Here is an 18987-nt window from a genome sequence, read left to right as displayed (position 1 = left end):
CTAGTCAACTTTAATTTAGGAGGACTTTTTATGATAAAACAAGAATTTTGTTACAGCAAGCTAGATGAGACAGATTTATCTATGACTTTTTACTCAAAACAACGCACATCTCCCAGCAAAGCCACACTCATTTATTTACATGGTGGTGGACTTCTTTATGGAACTCGGGATGATTTGCCAGAAGCATACTGTGAGCTTTTAGTTGAGAACGATTATAATTTATTGACTGTCGATTATCCTTTAGCACCTGAAGTTAAACTTCCAACTATTTATACTTACTTAACAGATGCCATTGATTGGTTCTTGCAAAATCATCAAACAACTTTGGGCTTGGAAAATTCAAATTATTTCTTATTTGGTCGTTCGGCAGGCGGTTTCCTTAGCTATTTGTTGTCTGCCCGTTATCCTCGTCAGGAGCAGAAAGGACTAATTAGTTTTTATGGCTATTATGATTTGACTAGCGCTTCTTTCAACCAACCAAGTAGTTATTATAATCAATTTCCTAAAATAGCTCCTTTAAATGCTCAAGCACTGATCCGTTCTAAACCGATTGCTGAAGTTTCTATTAATGAACGCTTTTCACTTTATTTATCTGGACGACAATTTGGTAACTGGTTAAGTTACCTTGTTAACACTCCTAGTGAAAAAGAAACATTTAGTCTAACAGACGCAGAGCTAGCTGAATTGCCTCCTACATTTTTAGCTCACAGTTCAGCTGATCAAGATGTGCCTGTTGAATCATCTCGTATTGCCAATACAAAAATCGCCAACGTTACTTATGAAGAAGTTGAAAAGCTCCCACATGATTTCGACGGTGATCTTACTAAAAACGAAGGCCTTCAAGCTTATCATGCTTTGATCCAGTGGCTGGACAAGACATTGGCTACAACTTGATTTTAACATAACTGCTTCTTTATTTAGCCTAAAAAGAGCCTGAAACAAAACTAAAAATCAGTTTTGTTCCAGGCTCTAAATCCGAATAAACGGTTGGATCAGAAGCAACCCCTTCGGAAATAAGTTGAAATTCACAAAAATTTGAAGAGCAATATTCGTGAATCCAATCTTATTTCTCAGGGTTAAACACTTCTGACCCAACCTCTTTTAATTCTATCTATTTTTCAGTTGCCGTTTCAGTAATCACTTCTACTGCACGTTTCATGCGGATATCATGTTTTAACATATCTTCTGTCAAGACTTTTTTCACTTGATCGATCGGCATGTTGTATTGTTCTGATAATTCTTTAATTTCATTGTCCATATCTTCTTGAGATACTTCGATGTCTTCCGCTTTAGCAATCGCTTCGATCACAAGGTTTGTTTTCGTGCGAACTTCTGCTTCTGCTTCAAATTGTTTGTGCAAGTCAGCTTCTGTTGTTCCAGTTAATTGATAGTACATATCTGGAGCAATTCCTTGACGTTGCATGTTGTTTAAGAATTCATCCATTGAACGGTGAACTTCGTCATGTACCATTACATGTGGAAGGTCAACGATTTCAGCGTTGTCAACAGCTTGACGGATAGCAGCTTCGTCTTTTGCTTCTGTTGCAGCAGTTTCTTTAGATTCTGTTAATTCTTTACGATATTTTTCTTTTAATTCGTCTAATGATTCAACTGAATCGTCAACGTCTTTCGCAAATTCATCATCTAATGTTGGTAATTCTTTTGCTTTTACTTCGTGAACTTTTACTTGGAAAACAGCTTCTTTACCAGCTAAATCTTCTGCTTGGTAGTCTTCTGGGAATGTTACTTTTACTTCAACATCTTCTCCAGCTTTTTTACCAACTAATTGTTCTTCAAAACCTGGGATGAAAGAGTTTGAACCTAATTCAAGTGAATAGTTTTCGCCTTTTCCACCTTCAAATGCTTCTCCATCTTTAAATCCTTCAAAGTCGATTACGACAGTATCGCCATCAACAGATGCTTCGTCTTCTTTGATTACAAGTTCAGCTTGTGATTCTAATTCACGTTGGATGCGCGCATCAACGTCTTCGTCTGTCACTTCACGGTCTTGTTTTTCAACTGTTAAGTTTTTGTATTCCCCTAATTTAACTTCAGGTTTTACAGTTACTTCAGCAGTTACGACCCAATCTTCACCTTTGTTCATGCTTTCAACATCGATTTTAGGTTGAGATACTGGATCGATTCCAGCTTCTTTGATAGCCGCTTCATATACTTCTGGTAAAACTGCGTTCAAAGCATCTTCATATAATGCTTCTTCGCCGTACATACGGTTGAATACTTGACGTGACACTTTTCCTTTACGGAATCCTGGAACGTTAAGATTTTTTTTGACTTTATCGAATGCTTGTTTCAAGCCTTTTTCAATTAGAGTTTGATCAACTGAAAAAGTTAACACACCATCATTGGTGCCTTTTTTTTCCCATTTCGCAGACATTTGTTTCCCTCCGAATAACTTAATTTTATACATGAATTTATGTTATGCATACCTTTAAATAGTACACTATCACTGAATAAATGTAAACATTTTAGGTGATAAGAAGCGAAATAAAAAATAAATTCTTGAAGTAACCATACGTTAACCTTTTAAAAAACATTTTTAGCAACTATCGTTCCCATAAATTATTACTAAATCAAAATTCTTGTTTTTTAATTTCCACACACTTCTATAATTATAATTATTTTCTATTTATAAAATTTTGATTACCTTAAGTAACAAATACACAATATTATTGTTGACTTTAAACGATTGGATTCTTTATACTAAAACTATGAAGATGCAACTAACTAAATACGCTATAAAAGCTATTCGAATTTCTCATATTTTCCAACAAGAGATAACGTTCTATTCCGCTATTTTTCCACTCAATTCAAGTCCGTAGATTCTCTACTATCTGCATTCGAATACTGACTACTTGATTTAGTATACTGATCTTCATGATTTTAAAGAAAGATAGGAGTCGTTCATTGGTGAAAAAGCTGAGATGGAATTATCTCTTTGCAGGAATTATTGGTGTAATTGTCATTGGATCAACCATTATGATTCTTAATACCAATACTAATATTGAAGCGAAGAAGGAAGAAAATAACAGTACTATTATTATTGATAAAGATACTGATACACCATTAAGTATACCGAAAATTTCTACTCGATTACACGAAGCAGAATTAAAAAATAATTTAAATTATCACGATTTTGTTCAAAATAATTTGGCAACTAGAACTTTGAATAAAGGAGATATCAATCTATGGTCGAATAAAGATAGAGCTATCACGCCTATAGCAACCCAAAAGTTAGATAACGGAAACTATCTAATTGCATTACGTGGAACACAAAAATCAAGAGGAGGTTCAATTACTTTTGTAGAAGTTGATGAAAATGGAGCTGTTCAGAATTCTTATGATGAAATAGATCCTGGTCTACAAGGCTACAGCAGATTGAATGGGATGTTAGAAAAAACCCCAACTGGTACCTACCTTTCCTATGGTTTTAAAACGCCACGTAATGCTCCTAGAGCTGAGCTTTTTTTTGAAATAGACTTAACAAAAACTGCTAACGGACAGTTATCCGTGACCAGTCATCCAGCTACTCAACTCGTAAAAGAATTTGGTACACCACATGAAATTAGATTCTTTGGTAAAGATAGTCATAATGGGGATATTTTCATTGGGGGCTTTGTCAGTGATACAAAACCTGGTACTCTTTCACCCTTTAAAATACCAGTAGGTACATTTAATATTGAAAGCAGAATAGCAACGTACGATCTTTCTTTAGATAATAATACTCCAAATGAAATCATGGATTATTATAAAGAAAAAGGAAGATCACTAACTAACTTATCCCACATCATCCCGATGGATATTATAAAATTAGCCAACGGAGATTATTTTTCAATCATCAATTACTACGATCATTTTGTTAACATTGATACTTCATTAGTCAGTACTATTCAAATATTTGATGCTTCCGGGGCCAGAAAAAAAACGATATTACCTGATCAAATTGCCAAAGGAAACTCAACTGGATATGATGAAGGGTATGTCATTAAAGTGGAAGATTCTTTTGTTTATTATTTTATAAAAGATGGCGCAAAAAGTTATATAAAACAATATAATTTTGACACTGAAACAACTAAAACAATTAGAACTTTTCCAAAAGAAACTTATTTGAAGATAGCTGTCAATGATGATAATTCAGTTAGTTTCTATGGATACGCATCATCATTATTAGAAGATGATTTTAAAGGTTTTTATGATGTATCAGGTAATTTCATTGTGTTCGGCGTAATGAAAGGAATAAACTCAGAAGAAAGTTTCAAAATTGAAAATTTAACACCAAATCCAGTCAATAAAAATGTATTGATTAATTACGTTGATCGAGTAGATCGGGATAAATATTTTATATCTGGTTCTACAACAGCAACTAATTTTGGTATACCTACACTACCATCTAATCCTAGTTACAGTCCCTATTTTATGGGTCTATACGGCAGTGTTATTCATAAAGAAGATTTTTCACCTGCTATCTTTGCCAAAGGAAACGTTACTCTGAATATTGACGTCCCAGATTTAAGCGACCAGAAAGTTCTTGATAATTGGCTATTAACAGGTTCAAAAAATGGAAATATTTCAGATCCACAAGCTATAAAAGTAACAGATACTACCGATTTAAAAAATCCGATTTTAGGAGAGACAGTCCAAGAACGACAGGTCTGGTTGAATAAACGAATCAACAAAAACTTTGAGAACTTGGATTTACCAATTGACTGGTCAGCTCTAGGTGTTGACTTGGTTAACGCAGGACCACAATCAGTAACTTATTTTATTGGAGACAGTCAAAAGCAGTTAAGCTCAGCTTCTCGATGGGTTGATGCTATTACTGACCAAACTATTAAAGACAATGAAATTTATCTAGATGCACAAAATTTCAGTATCCCTTTGAAAAGTGTCAAAAATGACATCCCTTCTGAAAATATCTTCAAAGAGCTGGCTCAAACTAAGATTTGGAATCAAGTCACACATGAAATTTATGAAGATGGAAAAAACAAAAAGTTCTCAGAAAAAGTCACTGTAAATCCAGAACAACTAAAGACTTTACAAGAAGCAACAGAAGCAAAACCATATCCTGTTGATGTTACAATCGAAATTGTATCAAATTCTGGTTCTACAGGTGGGCCTAACGGTTCTAAGCCAGGAGAAAATGATGATGACGACTTAGATCCTGGTGGTAGTGGGATTGGTGGAGGTAACTGGGTTGGATTGGGAAATGAACCAACCAAAGTCACTAATCGAGTATGGGTATTTGTAACAACAAAAAATACCGTAGTGGATACAGCAACAGGGATTGTAATTTATGCAGATGATTACAAATTACCATTACAATCAGCGAAAAACGAAAGCATGAGTACTGTATATGAGCATGCCAATATAAAAGTCTATGACTATTATGATAATAGCCACGAAACAGTCTCGCCATTACCGACAATTGCAGATAGCAGCAAGACTGAAGGTCTTACTATTAAAAATTTGAGCGTAATCACAGATGCACAAAAACCAAGTATTGTGAATCCTGAAATCTCTTACACTTGGGATAAAGGGGAGTCATTTGCTACACCTGATGTAACACTTTATGCAGAGTTACTACTACACACAAAGCAAGTTGTTCTTAACGAATCTGAAGATCTTCCTATCCCGAACAAGGGCTATTTAAGGTTGATGTATGGAAAAACTCATGAAGTCAATGTAACATCTACTTCAGACATTGAAAAAAATAATCCAGCCTATGTAACCCGTACGATAGATTTCAATCATGTTCTTTCTGGTAATGAAATCAATTTTTCTTTATTGGTTCCAGAATATTATTCATACAAAGGATATACTGCTAGTCATGAAGATACCCCACATCATTCGTCAAATTTAATCGCGCAAAACTTTCAGTATAGTTTAACGAATGATGCTTACGAAATTTGGTTGACACTGTATATCGAGCCTACTAAAATGGGGATTCCTAAACCTTATAGTTGGGATTATCAAAAAAATAAATTTGGGAAAATAACTATAGAATAAATGAAAAGAAGAATAAAGTATCGCTTTAAAGTTAGCTTTAGCACATTAACGCACTTTAAAACGGTGCTTTATTCACATTTAATCGTATAACAAATCAGCTATTAGTCTTTTTTCGTCTCAAATAATAAATAGGCAAACAGATAATCAATTTCCTTTGAAATCAAGCCTACCAAAACCTTGATTTCTGAGTGGTTATTAACATACAGCAGCAGAATTTTTTCATAACTTTGAATAAATTCTTTTTTGCTCTGGTTCACTTTTTTCCAGTAAATACTCCAAACTACTTTGGTCATAGGTTTTTAGAAGTGATTCTGTTTCCGAAAAAGTGACCTCTTGGTTTTCAGTCGGTAAATAGTTGGGTAAAGAATGCAAAGTGATTAGAATTTGTACTTTATCATGATTTAATGTAAAGCTTTCTGCAGTAATGATCTTGATTAAGTTTTTTAATCCCCCTACCTTGCCTTTGATGGTTAAAATCATCTATCTCCTAAATAAACACATTTTATTATACGCTCATTTTCTTTTGATTGAAGATACAACTTTCAAAACCTTATCTACCTCATAAATTGCTTGATCATTCGTAAATGAAACTTCCCCATCATTGTATAAATAATCAATTTTGTGCTAGTTGACCGTCCACCATATCTTGATCTATGCGAGCTAACTTGTGCTTTTATATTTGTAATTTGCCCTTTATTAATAAGTATTTCTTCTTTATTTATCCAAAGTTTTATGAAACCCTGACCAGATAAAATTCTACCTTTATTAGAAAATAGTTTTTTATACAGCGTTTCAAATAAATAACTAAAAACAAACCAACTTATTATAAAGCTTATTACAAACTCAAATGGTTCGTATTCTGTATCTAAAACACGATTTGCTGTAATAATGATTAACATGAAGTAACTGACTAGGAAAAAAACAATGACCGTCATTTTCACAGCACTGTACCTAAAATAATTAAAATCAGCTTCTAAAAGAATTCTTGTAAGTTTGCCCATTTAAAATTTTCCTCCTACTTCTTACATAGTATAAAAATATTTACGTGAATTCTAGATAAAGCCAACAATGGCATAACGAATTGGTTAATTATATATCGATAAAAAGTCAGAATATTCAAACAAAATTGACATTAAAACCTTTTTGTTATATTATTCTTATATAAAATAAGAAAGCATGTTTTCTCGTGAAAAAGTTTATTTTATCGTTTGTTGTTGTTGCTTCCATTGGCCTTACTTTTATTCCCATATCGGCAAATGCTGAAGAAGTTGGTGGTTGGTCAGAAGAAGATGGTAACTATTTAAATCCTAATGTCATTCTACCTCGTGCCGCTGTTAATCACAGAGGCAAAAGAGAATCTAAAGTCATATCTGGAAACACTGCGTACAGAGCTCATGGCTGGACAACCTGGAAAGGGGTTTACCACTATACTACTGCTCGAATGGAAAAACACCGTGGTGGGACTGTTTTAACAACTTCAAATCGAAAATACGGTTGGAATGGAACTGAAGCTGCTTCACCTTGGTACAGAATTTCAAATGGTGAAGATACAGCTGCTGCAAGAACTTACTATGGAAGGTAAAATTCTTATCACTATCATTTAGATATCTTCAAAAGAGCTATTGATGTTAGGGTAGTTATTTTCCCTAACACAATAGCTTTTACCATAATTATTATTAACTAGCACGAGTGAGGTGGCAAATGAAAAAGCAAAGATTCTTAGTCTCAAATTTATTAATCCTTTGTATTTATTTATTGCTTATATTTGTCAGCGAATATCAGAGACAACAGGATAAATTATTTTTTGAGAGCAATGATTTGTATTCAACAGATCATCTATTCGTACAAGAGACATTCCAAACAATAGTTAAAGATAAATTCAAAACCTCAGCTGATCTTAGTGTGTTTATTCCTCTAGAAAGTAAAAATAACGACGAAATACGAGGGTACTTTTCAAAAAATTATTCTGATGCTCATTTTCCAATAAAAAACGGCTCTTTTTTTTCCAACTCTAATTCTAAAGAAGCTTTAGTTGGAAAAGATGTTGATACTGTTTCGGAAAATGATTGCACATATTATGAGTACAACAACGAAAAATATAAAGTTATTGGCTATTTAGGAATTACGAATCCTAGTTTTTTAGATGATTCTGTATTGATTAACGATTCCTCTCTTTTCAACATACCAACAACTTACTTAACGATTGATGGGAAAAAAATTAATACTGTTTACCAAAATAGATTCGGTAAAAACAATTCCTACCAAAATAATATGGGATTAGATAGAAAAGTAAATAGCGATTATTTTTCTCCTCTTATTTACGCACTGACACTATTTATAGCAATTATGTGCACAGTTTTGATTGCGTATCTTATTTTTACTGATTTAAAAAAGGAAAACTGTATCAAGTATATCCTGGGTACATCTACATTCACAAAATATAAATCGAACCTGTTTTATTTACTGTCTACTTGCATCATTCCTGTACTTTTTTGTTTACTTATTTTACCTTTGTTTAAAATCATTTCCATTCATTATTTCTTTATTTTCAAACTTTTTTTAATTCAACTTTTACTAATGTGTTTTAGCTTCACAGGCTTCTTTATTAAAGAAGAAAGGAGCAATTTACATGGAGTTATTCTATAACCTTAAAAAAAACGGTTTCCTTATTTTATTAAAAAGCACTATTCTTGCTGTCTTTTTCGTTCTCATCTATTTATTTTTATTGTTTGCTGTAAACATGAATATAGAGCTAAACAGCAACCTTAATGAGGCTTCCAATAAAGAACTATTTACATTAACCGATACACTGACAGAACCTGATGCTTTTTATAACTTTAGGCAATCAAAAAAATTGTTAACTACTGTGAAATCATTCTATGAAAAGTTAAATACAAATGAAAACATAAATTTTGTTTCCTCCTTTGATCAGCCTCTACAAATTGAAAACTTTAAAGGAAAAATGGAATTCAATGAAGCATACGGGACTGATATGGAAGTCATTGGTAATTATATTGATCCGATGACTAAAAAAGAGGTTTTTGACGCCAAATGCTTTCAAGTCAGTAAAAATTTTTTTGATTACTATAAGCTTGAAACGGACAATAATGCTTTATTTCCTTGGGATGACATAAATATAGAGAATCATACATTACCGATATTGTTAGGTTCAAATTATAAAAACAGTTACAGTTTAGGGGAAACCATTAAAGGCAGTTTCTATTTGAAGTCCTTTGATTTTAAAATAATCGGTTTCTTAAAAGAAAATACCTCCGTATTTTACAAAAATGACCTGAACAAATACTTAGATGACTATATTATTGTTCCTTATCCTGAAAAGCTAAGTAATGTATCTAATGAGAATCAGGAATTTGTTGGAATGCTATATTTTGCTATGTTAAATGGCGATGTTATTATAGAGCAAAACAAGGGCTTAGACTACTTAAGCAAACAACTCTCTAATGCCGCAAAAGAGACAGGATTTTATGATTACACTCTGCTAGGTGTTCCTACATTCACTCTGCAATACAGTAGAATGTATGAGTTAATCAATTATAATAAAACATTATTGATTTCAATATTTCTATGTATCACTATTTGTCTTTTGGCAATCGTCAGTTTTCTAAACTACAAGTTATATCTGAACAGAAGAAGTAGATACTATCTATCCTATTTTAACGGTGATTCGATTAAACAATTAAATACTTTAATAATTACTGATCTATCTATTGGAAATGCTTTACTGCTGATTTTCTTCGTTCTTTTTTACTTACTGTTTCCTATTCAAAATAACTTATTTCTGCTTAATACAGTTTTAGGTATACTCCTATTTTCACTGTTGGACATTGCTTTAATGAAACGTTTCCTAAATAAAGATATACACTCTAGCTTTAATGATTTCTATTGATAGGAGTTGATTTATTTGATTCATTTATATGATATTCAAAAGAAAATACCAAAAACAAATACAATGCTTTTTGACAATTTGAGCTTTGCTTTAAACAATCATCAATCCGTTGCTATTCAAGGAAGAAGTGGTTCTGGAAAAACAACTTTATTAAAAATATTAGCTGGCTTCGATACCCGATATAACGGCATTTATGAATTTAATGGTAAAACGGTCAGTAAAGATACTAAAAAAAATATAAAGTTTAGAAAAGATAATATTGGCATTATCACGCAAAACTACAATTTACTGGATGACAGAACTGTTCAAGCCAATATTCAACTTGGATTAAAAGAAAAGTCTAAGAATCAAAAAGAAGAAATTGAAGACATCTTAAGTCTGGTAGGACTTTCAGGTTATGGTGCTAAAAAAATAGCAGAAATCTCTGGCGGAGAAGCTCAAAGAGTCGTTATAGCTAGAGCTCTTATCAAAAAACCTAAAATTTTATTAGCGGACGAACCTACAGGAGCATTAGATGAAAAAACCGAGTTGGATATATTGAATTTATTTGAGGAAATTCAACGTTTTGGAACAAGACTGATCATCGTCACTCACAGTGATGCTGTAGCCGATGTTTGTGCTGGAAAATATGTACTGAAAAACAAAAAATTAGTATTACAATAAAAAACTTCACATAATTTGATACAATTCTATTAATGAATAAACTAAGCACTGTTTAATAATCAACTTTTAAATTAAAGTCATTGAGCTTAGGAAGAAAAGTATTTTTCTAATTTTAATGACTTTACTATTTTTCTCTCTTCTATCATTCTAATAGGCATGATTAATTCGATAGTTTGACAATTAATCACAAAAAAGTAGAAGAGCTAAAACTAATAACTGGTTTTAGCTCTTCTACTTTTTCATATACATCTAATCAAAACTTATCTATCTTTTTGAATCAATCAACTTATTTCCCAGTAATCGAATCCCAAAGTCCACTAAAGAATCCTTTAATATTCTCCCATAGTCCTTTAGATTTTTCTTGAATTTGTTCTTTCGTTTTAGACAAATCTAATTGATTTACAAAATCTTGAAAAATATTTTTATCTTTCATATCGCTCATCAACGTCGTTAATTCTTTGACCTGATCTGTTGACATTACATCCTTGATTCCTTGACTCTGTAACGCACTTTCAACAGTTTTTTGGATATCTGCTTGAGTTAAGTTTTTGCCATCGGCAGTTTTTGCAGCGAGTTCTTTTTTCGCTTGTTCTTGAGCCGCATTTAAGGCTTCGTCGGAATAACCCTTTTTGTCTTTATTTTCTTCTGTGATTTTTGAGAGTACATCCATTTCATCTTGTGCTACGCCTACACGATCTCTATTGATGATTCCGCCAGATTCTTCCACGATTTTATAAACACCTGCTAAAGCGCCGGAACCATCGATCGGGACAGCTGATGCAACAGTTAACTTGGCATCTGTAATACCCGCAGTCAATGCCGCATTTTGATACTGAGCTTCTGTGATTTTCGTAATATTTTTAGGCGTTGCGATATCTACAGAGATTCCTGCACCTTTTTTCTGTGTCTCCATCCGAACAGAGCTGTAAACGGCCCATTCTGGTGTGAAGCCACCATCAGGAATAAAACTCATGAGGTCTTTTCCAGTTGTTGTATATTGAGGTGTTTCACCTTTGATTCCTAACTCTTTTAAGGTAAAGTCCTTTTGTTCTTGGGTCAGTGCGTTACCTAAGGCAACTGCGTTGATTTGTAGATTCTTCACAGAACTTTGAGTTGTTTCTGCATTACTAGAACTTATTGAAGTACTTTCTGCTGTACTACCTTGTGTTGCCAATGCTGTTTTTCCAGTGTATAAACCTGTAGAGATCAACAATACTGTCATCGCTACAGCGAGTTTTTTTTGTTTGTTTTTCATAGAAGCCTCCTAAATAGTTACTTGTCCATTACTATACAATAATACTCTTTTTTATTCCTTAAGTACGCTCAGTTTTAAGAAAATTTTATTGAATTTAACTACTAACAAAAAAAGCGTTCACTAGTCAGAAAATATTCTGATTAGTGAACGCTTTTGCTTATTGTTTTATTTCGTATAATCCTTAACCAAGTCAATAACTTCTTCCATTGTATCGCAGTCATTCAACGCACGATCCGCAAGTTCAGCCATTTTCTTAGTGTCTAGACGTTTCATCAAGCTACGCGTTTGAAGAATAGATGTCGCACTCATTGAGAACTCATCTAAGCCCATTCCTACCAATAATGGTACAGCCATTTGATCGCCACCCATTTCTCCACACATACCAGTCCATTTACCCTCAGCATGAGATGCGTCAATCACGTTTTTGATCAAACGTAAAATTGATGGGTTATATGGTTGGTACAAGTAAGAAACACGTTCGTTCATACGGTCTGCTGCCATTGTGTATTGAATCAAGTCATTTGTTCCAATACTGAAGAAATCAACTTCTTTGGCGAATTTATCAGCAATTACAGCTGCTGCAGGAATTTCGATCATGATACCGACTTGAATCGTATCAGAAACTTTAGTTCCTTCAGAAACTAATTTTGCTTTTTCTTCTTCAAAGATTTTCTTCGCTGCTCTAAATTCTTTTAACGTTGCAACCATCGGGAACATGATACGTAAGTTACCGTGAACAGAAGCACGTAATAATGCGCGCATTTGTGTACGGAACATTTCGTCGCCACGTTCAGATAAGCTGATACGTAATGCACGATACCCTAAGAATGGGTTCATTTCATGCGGTAATTGAAGATAAGGTAATTCTTTATCTCCACCGATATCCATTGTACGAACCACGACAGGTTTACCGTTCATGCCTTCAAGTACTGCAGTATAAGCTGTATATTGTTCATCTTCTGTTGGGAAATCAGGAGAATCCATGTAAAGGAATTCTGTACGATATAAACCAACAGCTTCAGCACCATTGTTGTGTACGCCTTCTAAATCTTTAGGTGTACCAATGTTAGCAGCTAACTCGATGTGTTTACCATCAGCAGTCACTGTTTCAGCATGTTTTAATTTTTCCCACTCAACTTTAAGGTCAGCGTATTCTTTGCCTTTTGCTTCAAAATCAGCTTTTTCAGCGTCTGTTGGGTGAACGATAACATCGCCATCGATTCCGTTAACAGCTAAAATATCGCCTTCTTTGACTTTGGCAGTGATTTCTTTTGTTCCTACAATTGCAGGAATTTCTAGAGAACGAGCCATAATCGCTGAATGAGACGTACGTCCGCCAATATCTGTTACGAATGCCTTTACATACGTACGGTCTAATTGAGCGGTATCACTTGGTGTTAAGTCATGGGCAACCACAACTACCTCTTCGTTGATCATTGAAGGATTTGGAAGAGTAACACCTAATAAATGAGCCAAAATACGTTTTGCAACGTCGCGAATATCAGCAGCGCGTTCTTGCATGTATGCATTATCATCCATTGCTTCGAACATACCGATATACATATCTGTTACTTCTTTTAACGCAGATTCAGCATTTACTTTGTTATCTTGAATGTTTTGTTTGATTTGACCGATCATTTCCGGATCTGATAAAACCATCAAATGAGCATCAAATACTTGAGCTTCTTCTTCACCAAGGCTTTGCGCTGCTTTTTCTCTGATTGCTTGCAATTCAGTCGTAGATTTTGCTAAAGCATCATCTAAACGACTTTCTTCAGCAGATGTATCATCTACAGATTTTTTATCGAAAGACAAATCAGGTTGAACTAACAGGTAAGCTTTAGCGATAGCAACACCATCACTTGCGGCAATTCCTTTTAGCATTTCAGACATTATTCTGACAATCCTTCTTTTTTCATAGTGTCTACGATTGCTGCTAATGCATCAGCTTCGTCTACACCATCAACAGAGATAGTTACGTCTGAACCTTGGCCAACGCCTAAAGACATAACGCCCATGATTGATTTAAGGTTAACAGATTTACCTTTGTATTCTAAGTTAATATCTGAGTTAAATTTACTTGCAGTTTGTACTAATAATGTAGCTGGACGAGCGTGAATCCCTGTTTCTGCTACGATGTGAAATTCTTTCTTTTCCATATAAATCGGTCTCCTTCGTAAGTAAAATAATTTTTTATGTTAGGGTTTTCCTTTCCCTGTACGTTTCAAGTGAAACTAGAATCTGGATAATACCCTTTCAATTTTTAAGATTACCATTTTTTGTGAGTAGTTACAACACTTTTCACCTTTTTTTTATCAATCAAAATGATCAATTATTTTTCTTCTTTCATATAATGATATATAATTCGTCCATTTAATCCAGCTTCCCCAACAATTGACATTCTATCTGGCAAATTTTTCCAAACCTCTCTAAAGGCTGTAAAGTCTTTTGGTTCTATGATAAGTTCGGAAATGGTTCCTTCTTTTAAGGCATTGATTTGTTCTTCAAAGGGATTTTCATACATTGATTGATCACAGCTTTCACTTTTATTTTTAGACTGAAGATATTGTATGACAAAAATAGATATTTGTCTAAATTATCCCTACAATTCATATAAACAAATCTTAATAAGTTTATAAAAATAGAATAAATTCTACTAACTCAATAAAATAAATAATTTATCGCTAAGTTTTTATCCCATATCTATCAGGCTAATACAAAGTTCAATTGCTTGATTCTTGCTAAAAAGATGCTATAATATTCTCAAAGGTCAAAAATGGTCAGCAGACTATTTGACTTTATCACAATGACTTTGATACATGATTAGTCTTATTACGAAAGGACGTGTTTTATCCTATGATCTGTCAAAATTGTCAACAAAATCCAGCAACGATCCACTTATATGCGAATGTTAATGGTCAAAGAAAACAATTAGACTATTGCCAAAGTTGCTATCAAAAATTAAAAGCACAAGCAAATGATAATCAACCAACAATGTCTCAACAAGATCCATTTGGTTTTGGAAGTTTAGATGATTTATATCGCTCCTTGTCTCGACAAATGCAAGAACAACAAGGGAATCCTAATGGTCAAACACCCCCAACTCAATTTGGGGACGGAAATGGCTTTAATGGAGGCCAACCACCTAGAGGAAACGCAAATCAAGCTAACGGCTTACTAGGTGAGTACGGCATCAATATTACACAAGCCGCAAGAAATGGCGATGTTGATCCCGTTGTCGGTCGTGATGACGAAATCAAACGCGTGATTGAAATTCTAAATCGCCGGACTAAAAATAATCCAGTTCTGATCGGTGAACCTGGTGTTGGTAAAACAGCAGTTGTTGAAGGACTGGCACAAAAAATCGTCGATGGCGATGTACCACAAAAATTATTGGATAAAGAGGTTATCCGTTTAGATGTTGTTTCACTCGTTCAAGGCACAGGTATCCGCGGTCAATTTGAGGAGCGTATGCAAAAATTGATCGATGAAATCAAACAAGCGGAAAATATCATCTTATTCATCGACGAAGTTCATGAAATCGTTGGTGCAGGTGCTGCTGGTGACGGCAACATGGATGCAGGTAATATTTTAAAACCAGCGCTTGCTCGTGGTGAGTTGCAAATGGTTGGCGCAACAACATTAAATGAATACCGCATCATTGAAAAAGATGCCGCTTTAGAACGTCGGATGCAACCAGTTCGTGTAGACGAACCAACCGTTGATGAAACCATTGCGATTTTGAAAGGCTTGCAAAAACGATATGAAGATTATCATCATGTAAAATACACTAATGAAGCAATCAAAGCGGCTGCAACTTTATCAAATCGCTACATCCAAGACCGTTTCTTACCAGATAAAGCAATCGATTTATTAGATGAATCTGGTTCTAAAATGAATTTGACGATTCAAATCGTCGATCCTAAAACGATTGAAAAGAAACTGGCAGATGCTGAACAACAAAAACAACAAGCTTCTGCAGAAGAAGATTTTGAAAAAGCAGCGTACTACCGTGATCAAATCAACAAATTACAAACAATGAAAGACAAACAAATCAGCGATGAAGAAACACCTTTGATCGATGAAAATAATATTGAAGCCATCGTCGAACAAAAAACGGGTATCCCCGTTGGTGATTTAAAAGAAAAAGAACAAACGCAGTTGAAAAACTTAGCAGTTGATTTAAAAGCTCACGTTGTAGGTCAAGACGATGCTGTCGATAAAGTTTCAAAAGCAATCCGTCGTAACCGTGTAGGTTTAGGCAAACAAAATCGCCCAATCGGCTCCTTCTTATTTGTTGGACCAACTGGTGTAGGTAAAACAGAATTAGCGAAGCAATTAGCTTATGAATTATTTGGTTCAGAAGATTCTATGATTCGCTTCGACATGAGTGAGTATATGGAAAAACACAGCGTATCTAAATTGATTGGCTCACCTCCTGGCTATGTTGGTTATGATGAAGCAGGACAACTAACTGAAAAAGTTCGTCGTAATCCATACAGCTTGATTTTATTAGATGAAATCGAAAAAGCCCATCCAGATGTATTGCATATGTTCCTACAAATTTTAGATGATGGACGTCTAACAGATGCCCAAGGTAGAACAGTCAGCTTCAAAGATACGATCATTATCATGACAAGTAATGCTGGAACAGGTAATGTAGAAGCAAACGTAGGCTTCGGTGCTGCGCGTGATGGTGTGACTAAGTCTGTTTTAGGACAATTAAATAATTTCTTCACTCCTGAATTCTTGAACCGTTTTGATGGTATCATTGAATTCAAAGCGTTAAGTAAAGAAAACTTGATGAACATCGTTAGTTTGATGTTAGACGAAGTTAATGGCTTACTCGCTCATCAAAAAATCCATATTGAAGTATCAACGGATGTCAAAGAAAAATTAGTCGATTTGGGCTATGATCCTTCGATGGGCGCCCGTCCATTACGTCGGACAATCCAAGAACAAATAGAAGATGGCATTGCTGAGTTCTTCTTAGATCATCCAGAAGAACATGAATTGATTGCCAAACTAGATGAAGATGGAAAAATTATCGTTACAGGGGAAACAGCTATAGAACCTACGGATATAAGTACAGACACTTCAGAAGAATAAAAAAAGAAGTCAATCAGTTTGCCTGATTGACTTTTTTGTGTTTTTTGAGACAAATTTCTTTTTATTTAAGTCAAAAAAAATTATAATTAAGCTGTATAGATTTTATATCAATTTTAGAGAAGACTATTCCAGCTTTCTTCAAATCTGTGGATACTCTGTTTTTTATTATCAACGTCAAAAAATTAAGCATTAAATTGAGGTGAAAAAAATGAAATTAGTCAATGTAACCAACAGCTACAAACAGTTAGTCAATAAACAACTAGAAAATACCGATGCATACTTTGTCAAAGTTTATTCAGCGGGTAACACGACCGTTGTTTATACAGAAGCTGCTCAACATGTTGAAATATTGATCGTCAATAAAAAACGTGCTGTTCGAAAAACTGAAATCAACGAGATTCTAGCCTATGTCTTGAAACGTATTCCAAAAGAAAAGTATGACCGAGATCAGATTTCGATCATTGAATTAAAAGATGTTATAGAAATTTCGATTCCTATGACTTCTAGTCTAGTGGAAAGTTGAATAAATTTAATAAAAAAAGAGCTGAGCAAAATGAACGTTCATTTTGCTCAGCTCTTTAAATGCATGACTTTCTTTAATTAGTAGTTTTGAATACAGAGTCAGACTTCCTTATCCTCTTTTTTATTCTTAACTACCACTTACCTCACCAATTTCAGTATCCGTTGAATTTCTAAATAGGTACCAGCAAAGTCCTGAGACTAACAACACTGATACAGAAACAATCATCACCTGAAAGAATACATTCGTTGTGGTTGTTTTAAATAACAAGCCAATTATGATTTGACCGATTGGAACTGCACATTGAGAAACAGCCATAATCGTGGCCATTACTTTGCCAAGATTTTCTTTTGGGGTTATTCTTTGCACCATCGAAATTAAGTAAATGGAGATCATACTCATCATCATTCCAATTGGAATTCCCGTTATCAAAAATGCTGTAAAACCAATTGTATTTCCTAATGGATTTCCTGCAAACATTAAGCCAATATTCATTAGAATCAATAACAGACCGGACAAAGTAAATATCTTATAGAGATTGTTTATTCGTAATCTCTTTGTAAAAAAGCCGGTAAATATCGCTCCAAGAATTGTGGACAAACTAATCACCGACAAGCCGATACCATAAACTGCATCACTTGCCTGCAAAACAACTCTTAATACAATAGGAACTCCTACAATAAAAAATGCCGATAACGTAAAGTTGATAAGTGCTGCAATCAAAATAGCATTGAAAATAATACGATTGTTACGGACCTCTTTAAAACCATCCTTTAAATCACCTGTCAACGTGACTAAAATACCAGATTCCATTGGACGTCTTTCAAAAGGAATCCGTAAAAAGGTTTCTATAATTGCCGCCAGAATAAAAAATACTGCACTCCCTATAATCAGTTTTTGAGCACCTAATATACTATATAGAATGCCTCCAATAATAGGCGCAACTACATTTGACATGGATAGAACCCCATTAACTAAACCATTTATTTGTTCTAATTGATCTTTTTTTACTAATAGAGGGATACTCGCAGTAACTACAGGTGTATCAAAGCTACCAACAATTGATAGTAAAAATAATAGTAAACCAATCATAACAATTGAATCAGTAAAACCTAATATAAAAAATAATACTATCGCTAAAGCTGCATTCATAATATCCATTAAAACCATTAACAAACGCCGATCAAATCGATCTGCAATTGCCCCACCAATTGGAGCAAATAAGACAGGAATACTTGAAATGGCTAGAATCGTTGCAAATATATCCGCCCGTCCCGTTTTGTCCAATACATAAAGCGATAAAGCAAATCTTAAAATCGCTCCACCAAAAACTGATATTACCTGTCCTAATACCAAATATAAAATATTTTTATTCACTTTCCCCATCATTTTTTCTCCCCATATCTTATTTTATCAAGGCTAAAATACTTTGATACCTAAGTTTACCATTCTGACTTTATACAATACTCGGGCTAAAGTCTTGTATTCACTCGGACTATCGCCCTATCT

At 34.1% G+C, this 18987-nt stretch carries 16 protein-coding genes; 8 read left to right on the top strand and 8 right to left on the bottom strand.

What is annotated here, in order from left to right; all coding sequences use genetic code 11:
- The first annotated feature begins 30 nt into the window (after positions 1-30).
- A complete protein-coding gene (locus A5821_RS16825) occupies positions 31-894 on the top strand; it encodes an alpha/beta hydrolase (RefSeq protein ID WP_086312105.1) in 864 nt (287 codons plus the stop codon).
- A 217-nt stretch (positions 895-1111) separates the two neighbouring features.
- On the opposite strand, the gene tig is transcribed toward A5821_RS16825, so the two are convergent.
- Positions 1112-2395: a trigger factor gene (gene tig / locus A5821_RS16820; RefSeq protein WP_086312104.1), complete on the bottom strand. Its 1284-nt coding sequence runs from the start codon at positions 2393-2395 to the stop codon at positions 1112-1114.
- Between the two features lie 533 nt (positions 2396-2928).
- On the opposite strand from tig, the gene A5821_RS16815 reads away from it, so the two are divergent.
- The gene (locus A5821_RS16815) at positions 2929-6024 is read left to right on the top strand and encodes a hypothetical protein (protein WP_139844029.1); all 3096 of its coding nucleotides are present in this window, start codon (positions 2929-2931) and stop codon (positions 6022-6024) included.
- 219 nt (positions 6025-6243) lie between these two features.
- Here the strand turns inward: A5821_RS16815 and A5821_RS16810 are convergent, their stop codons facing one another.
- Together A5821_RS16810 and A5821_RS16805 are read right to left on the bottom strand one after the other, a co-directional pair.
- On the bottom strand, positions 6244-6504 hold the full coding sequence (locus A5821_RS16810) for a hypothetical protein (protein WP_249921804.1): 261 nt from the start codon (positions 6502-6504) through the stop codon (positions 6244-6246).
- Positions 6505-6578: 74 nt separating this feature from the next.
- Positions 6579-7025, bottom strand: coding sequence for a hypothetical protein (locus A5821_RS16805; protein WP_086312102.1), 447 nt, complete (start codon positions 7023-7025; stop codon positions 6579-6581).
- A gap of 185 nt (positions 7026-7210) precedes the next feature.
- On the opposite strand from A5821_RS16805, the gene A5821_RS16800 reads away from it, so the two are divergent.
- The 4 genes from A5821_RS16800 to A5821_RS16785 all read left to right on the top strand — a co-directional run bounded on the left by A5821_RS16800 (position 7211) and on the right by A5821_RS16785 (position 10594).
- Positions 7211-7606, top strand: coding sequence for a hypothetical protein (locus A5821_RS16800; protein ID WP_249921803.1), 396 nt, complete (start codon positions 7211-7213; stop codon positions 7604-7606).
- Between the two features lie 119 nt (positions 7607-7725).
- On the top strand, positions 7726-8670 hold the full coding sequence (locus tag A5821_RS16795) for a hypothetical protein (protein ID WP_086312101.1): 945 nt from the start codon (positions 7726-7728) through the stop codon (positions 8668-8670).
- Positions 8654-9931 (top strand): hypothetical protein, encoded by a 1278-nt coding sequence (locus A5821_RS16790; RefSeq protein ID WP_086312100.1) that lies wholly within the window; start codon positions 8654-8656, stop codon positions 9929-9931. The genes A5821_RS16795 and A5821_RS16790 overlap by 17 nt, the downstream gene beginning before the upstream one ends.
- A gap of 15 nt (positions 9932-9946) precedes the next feature.
- The gene (locus A5821_RS16785; protein ID WP_249921802.1) at positions 9947-10594 is read left to right on the top strand and encodes an ABC transporter ATP-binding protein; all 648 of its coding nucleotides are present in this window, start codon (positions 9947-9949) and stop codon (positions 10592-10594) included.
- Positions 10595-10880: 286 nt separating this feature from the next.
- Here A5821_RS16785 and A5821_RS16780 read toward each other — a convergent pair whose 3' ends face one another.
- From A5821_RS16780 to A5821_RS16765, 4 genes are all read right to left on the bottom strand, one after another.
- Positions 10881-11849 (bottom strand): DUF1002 domain-containing protein, encoded by a 969-nt coding sequence (locus tag A5821_RS16780; RefSeq protein WP_086312099.1) that lies wholly within the window; start codon positions 11847-11849, stop codon positions 10881-10883.
- Positions 11850-12014: 165 nt separating this feature from the next.
- The gene (ptsP, locus tag A5821_RS16775) at positions 12015-13742 is read right to left on the bottom strand and encodes a phosphoenolpyruvate--protein phosphotransferase (RefSeq protein ID WP_086312098.1); all 1728 of its coding nucleotides are present in this window, start codon (positions 13740-13742) and stop codon (positions 12015-12017) included.
- Complete coding sequence (locus A5821_RS16770; protein WP_010773230.1) at positions 13742-14008, bottom strand: phosphocarrier protein HPr; 267 nt, start codon at positions 14006-14008, stop codon at positions 13742-13744. Before A5821_RS16770 ends, ptsP begins: the two co-directional genes overlap by 1 nt.
- Positions 14009-14181: 173 nt before the next feature.
- Positions 14182-14373, bottom strand: a complete 192-nt coding sequence (locus A5821_RS16765; protein ID WP_086312097.1) for a hypothetical protein — start codon at positions 14371-14373, stop codon at positions 14182-14184.
- A gap of 332 nt (positions 14374-14705) precedes the next feature.
- On the opposite strand from A5821_RS16765, the gene A5821_RS16760 reads away from it, so the two are divergent.
- Both A5821_RS16760 and A5821_RS16755 read left to right on the top strand, forming a co-directional pair.
- Positions 14706-16958 (top strand): ATP-dependent Clp protease ATP-binding subunit, encoded by a 2253-nt coding sequence (locus A5821_RS16760; protein WP_170922909.1) that lies wholly within the window; start codon positions 14706-14708, stop codon positions 16956-16958.
- 208 nt (positions 16959-17166) lie between these two features.
- A complete protein-coding gene (locus A5821_RS16755; RefSeq protein ID WP_086312095.1) occupies positions 17167-17481 on the top strand; it encodes a DUF1827 family protein in 315 nt (104 codons plus the stop codon).
- Between the two features lie 126 nt (positions 17482-17607).
- On the opposite strand, the gene A5821_RS16750 is transcribed toward A5821_RS16755, so the two are convergent.
- Positions 17608-18867, bottom strand: coding sequence for an MFS transporter (locus A5821_RS16750; protein WP_086312094.1), 1260 nt, complete (start codon positions 18865-18867; stop codon positions 17608-17610).
- Positions 18868-18987: the final 120 nt, after the last annotated feature.

Source organism: Enterococcus sp. 7F3_DIV0205 (assembly GCF_002141365.2).
GTDB classification, from domain to species: Bacteria; Bacillota; Bacilli; order Lactobacillales; family Enterococcaceae; genus Enterococcus_L; species Enterococcus_L palustris.
Note: the sequence above shows the minus strand (reverse complement) of the source record. Positions and strands in the feature narration are given on the sequence as shown.